The sequence below is a fragment of the Synechococcus sp. CCY9201 genome (assembly GCF_034931105.1).
In the GTDB taxonomy this organism is placed as follows: domain Bacteria; phylum Cyanobacteriota; class Cyanobacteriia; order PCC-6307; family Cyanobiaceae; genus CBW1002.
This window is the reverse complement of record NZ_JAYGIC010000124.1, coordinates 1-3,987: the sequence shown is the minus strand read 5'-3', so window position 1 is coordinate 3,987 and position 3,987 is coordinate 1. Positions and strand designations below refer to the sequence as shown.

At 68.5% G+C, this 3,987-nt stretch carries 4 protein-coding genes; all 4 read right to left on the bottom strand.

Translation table 11 applies throughout. The features are described from left to right. Positions 1-220 precede the first annotated feature (220 nt). Positions 221-610 carry a PIN domain-containing protein gene (locus VB716_RS12125; protein ID WP_323270615.1) on the bottom strand — a complete coding sequence of 130 codons (390 nt, stop codon included), beginning with the start codon at positions 608-610 and terminating at the stop codon, positions 221-223. Beyond that, positions 610-867 (bottom strand): AbrB/MazE/SpoVT family DNA-binding domain-containing protein, encoded by a 258-nt coding sequence (locus tag VB716_RS12120; protein ID WP_323270613.1) that lies wholly within the window; start codon positions 865-867, stop codon positions 610-612. The genes VB716_RS12125 and VB716_RS12120 overlap by 1 nt, the downstream gene beginning before the upstream one ends. Before the next feature lie 190 nt (positions 868-1,057). Then, on the bottom strand, positions 1,058-3,100 hold the full coding sequence (locus VB716_RS12115; RefSeq protein WP_323270612.1) for a nucleoside-diphosphate sugar epimerase/dehydratase: 2,043 nt from the start codon (positions 3,098-3,100) through the stop codon (positions 1,058-1,060). After that, positions 3,100-3,987 (bottom strand): glycosyl transferase (locus VB716_RS12110; RefSeq protein WP_323270611.1); only part of this gene is annotated, 888 nt, incomplete at its 5' end. The genes VB716_RS12110 and VB716_RS12115, both read right to left, overlap by 1 nt.

Here is a 3,987-nt window from a genome sequence, read left to right as displayed (position 1 = left end):
CGACCGGGTGCAGCACACGGTGCGCTGGGCTCCGCGGGAGCTCTGGGAGCAGGGGGCCCATGTGGATCCGGTGGTCGCCAACCCCGGCGTGAGCCAGTTCAGCCAGCGGGAATCGCGGCGGCACCGCCGGCGCCGGGCCGACGGGGGCCGCTACTGGGATCCGGCGTAAGCCGGTCAGCCCAGCCTGAGCTGTTGCGCTTGTTCTCCGAATTCGGGAGAGTCAGCCGAGCCATTCCTGGGAGAGATCGGCAATGGCACGAAACTCGGGGTCTTTGTGCAGCAGGGTGGCGCCCACCTGTTGCGCCGCCGCTGCGATCCAGGCATCGGCCAGGGAGAGGGAATGGCGGGCCTTGATGCTGGCCGCATGCTGTAGCAGCGGTTCGGAAGCCTCCAGCCAGTGCAAGGGAAGCGCCTTGAGCTGCTCGTAGGCCAGGCGTCCGGCGCACTCGTCTTCGTCTTTCCAGACCCGATAGAGCACCTCCATCCGGCTGAGAAAGCAGGCATAACAGCGGTCTTGGCGCTCGAGCGCCTGTTCGACCCGATCGGCGCCGGGTTCATCGTCGCGCAGGGTGAGCAGGGCCGAGGTATCCAGCAGAAGCAGCCCTGCCATCAGTGGCCGAAGCCCCGCTCTGCCCGCCGCTCAGCTTCACGATCAGCTTCACGATCAGCCAGGAGCCGCTCGGTGGAGCCGCCACGGCGCCCCACGCCACGAAAGGCCTTGACTGGCGACAGGTCCACCGGCACCACGCGGATGGAGCCATCGGCATCCACAAACCATTCCAGACGCTGGGACGGACCAAGGGAAAAACGGGCACGAATGGGGGCGGGAATCACCGTTTGACCCCGGGCCGTGATGGTGCTGCGCATGGCTCAGCCCAGCTGAGATGAATTACCAAATCTTAGCCAGGATCATTCACGGCAGCCAGTTTCAACACCCATGAATCAACGCTTTCACGATAACGGCATATTAAGGGCACAAAAATCTGGGCTGACGAGCCCCTCAGGCCGCAGGTGGCCCCTGTGGATCCGGTGGTCGCCAACCCCAGCGGGAGCCAGTTCAGCCAGCGGGAATCGCGGCGGCATCGCCGGCGTCGGGCCGACGGGGGCCGCTGCTGGGATCCGGCGTCAGCCGATCAGCCCCTGAGCGAGGGGGTGCGGATCGCTGCCACTCGGGCACGAGCCGAGCCAGGAGATCGAGGGCGGTGGACTGGTCGTGACGGGCCACGGCCCACTCCAGGGCATCGAGCAGGGGCCAGAGCCGGCAGGGCTCGAGGAAGGTCTCCTGGGCCCGGTAGATCAGCGGATGGCTGGTGGGTTGCGATTCAGCATCGATCAGCAGCTCCTCGTAGAGCTTCTCACCGGGGCGCAGGCCCGTGCAGGCGATCGCGATGTCGCCGTTGGGGTGCTGGTCATCGCGCAGGGACAGGCCGCTGAGGGCCACCATCTGGCGGGCCAGATCCAGGATCCGGATGGGTTCGCCCATATCCAGGAGGAAACAATCGCCACCCTGGGCCAGGGCTGAGGCCTGCAGCACCAGCTGCACGGCCTCGGGGATGGTCATGAAGTAGCGGATCACCTCGGGATGGGTCAGCGTGATCGGCCCTCCGGCATCGATCTGGCGCCGGAACAGGGGCACCACAGAGCCGGAGGAGCCGAGCACATTGCCGAAGCGCACCAGGGCACACACGGTGGGAGAGCCGCGCAGGGCGAGCTCCTGGGCCATGGCCTGGAGGATCTGTTCGGCGAGGCGCTTGGAGGCCCCCATCACGTTGGTGGGACGCACCGCCTTGTCGGTGGAGATGAACACCAGCCGCTCGACGCCGTGGGCGATGGCGGCCTGGAGCAGGGTGCGGGTGCCGACCACGTTGTTGGCCAGGCCGGCGAGGGGATTGCCCTCCACCAGGGGCACATGTTTGTAGGCGGCGGCGTGGAACACCACCTGAACCGGGTGATCCGCGAAGAGCTGATCGAGCAGGGCCCGGTCGGTCACGGAGCCCAGCAGGGGCACGATCAGTTGATCGGGCCCCTGATCGGGCCCCTGATCGAGCTCCAGCTGGTGGATCTGCTGATGACGGAGCTGCTGATGACGGAGCTGCTGCTGCAGCTCCTGATCGATCGTGTAGAGGGCGGGCTCGCTGCGCTCGAGCAGCAACAGGCGGGCAGGGCCCAGGGCCAGGATCTGGCGGCAGAGTTCGGAGCCGATCGAGCCGCCGGCACCGGTCACCAGCACGGAGCGGCCGGCCACGGTGGCCTGCAGCAGCTCGAGATTGGGAGGCACCGGATCGCGACCCAGCAATTCCTCGATGGCGATGGGCCGCAGGGCATCGATGCGGGTGCGGCCGGAGGTGATGTCGTCGACGCTGGGCACCTGCAGCACCGGAAGGCGATAGGGCTGCAGGCCATCGATGATGCGGCGGCGCTCGCTGCGGCTGATCTTCGGCATCGCCAGCAGGATCTGGCTGGGCTTCTGGCGCTCGATCAGGCCGGCGAGCCGCTGGGGGGCGAGAACCGGGATGCCGTTCACATAGCGATTCCAGAGCTGGGGGTCGTCGTCGAGGAAGCCGACCACCCGATGGCTCTGGGCGTAGCGCAGGGCGGCGGCCAGCTGCACACCGGCCGAGCCGGCCCCGTAGATCACGGCCCCCACCTGGCGCCGGCGACGGGAGCTGGTGTTCACGGCCTGGAGCACATCCCGCAGCGCCAGCCGCACCAGACCGGTGAGGCCGGTGAGCAGGAACCAGAGCAGGAACCAGCTGCTCTGGGGCGGTGCCGGCCACGGCGCCGCCATCTCGATGCTGTGCAGCACCAACACCACCGCCAGATTGCGGGCCGAAATCGCATAGAGCACCCGGCTGCCGGCGTAGCGGGTGATGCCCTTGTACTGGCCCGTGAACCCATACAGGGGCAGGGCCACCAGCCAGGTGAGGGGAAAGAGCCAGAGACAGGCCTGCAGCTGCGGCGGCCAGAACTCCGACAGGCGCAAGGCGAAGCTGAGCCAGACCGCCAGGGGAATCAGCAGGGCGTCGGCGCTGATCAGCAACAGCCTGCGGCGGAGGGGCGGCAGGGTGAGCAGACGGGCACTGAGCTGGAACACAGGCATCACGAGGCCTCCGACCTGGAGATGGCTGGAGGAATGGATCCAGCAGAGGCCTGATCAAAGGACACGGCGACGCGCTGATCGAGCCGGAAGCCGATCAGCAGCTCCAGGGCTGCGAGGGCCACAACCCAGGGCCAGCCACCGATCCACAGGGCTGCCGCCAGGGCGGCGGTGGCGCCGATGTAGAGGAGCGCGACCCGGGCATGGGGCCAGCCGGCCTGATGCAGACGCTGGAACAGATGGAGGCGATGGGCCTGGAACACCCGCTGACCGGCCAGCAGACGGCGCGGCACGCAGAGGCAGGCATCGCCGAGCAGGGGTGTGGCCAGCAGCAGCAGCCCGAGGGCTTCGGGCCAGCTGGTGGCCTGCAGCACCACACCGGCGAAGACGGCACCAAGAAAGGTGCTGCCCACATCGCCCATGAACACCCGCGCCGGGCTCCAGTTCCAGAGCAGAAAGCCGAGCAGGCCCCCCACCAGGGCCCAGAGCGGCAGCAGGGCGACCGGAGCCAGGTCAGGGGCAGCGGCCAGCTGCAGCGCGGCGGCGGCGAGGGCCACGGCGAGGCAGCCAGCCACCAGGCCGTCGAGGCCGTCCATGAAGTTGGTGAAGTTGATCACGGCGGTGGCGGCGAGCAGCAGCAGGGGGGCAACCACCACCAGGGCCAGGGGCGGCAGGGCCGCGTTCGGCTCGGGTAAGACCAGGAGGGGTGAGACGAGCAGGGTCACCAGGGCCGTGAGCAGCTGAACGCCGTAGCGCAAGCCCACCGGGAGGCTGTGGCGATCATCGAGCAGACCCACCAGCGCCAGGGGAGTGCAGAGCAGAGGCAAGGCCGCCAGAGCCGACCAGCCGCCCGCGCCCAGCGACACCCCACTGGCCAGCAGGGCCACCAG

Excerpts from the sequence above, each read along its gene's own strand:
- VB716_RS12115 (WP_323270612.1), bottom strand. The coding sequence starts at position 3,100 with ATGCCTGTGTTCCAGCTCAGTGCCCGTCTGCTCACCCTGCCGCCCCTC.
- VB716_RS12120 (WP_323270613.1), bottom strand. The coding sequence starts at position 867 with ATGCGCAGCACCATCACGGCCCGGGGTCAAACGGTGATTCCCGCCCCC.
- VB716_RS12125 (WP_323270615.1), bottom strand. The coding sequence starts at position 610 with ATGGCAGGGCTGCTTCTGCTGGATACCTCGGCCCTGCTCACCCTGCGC.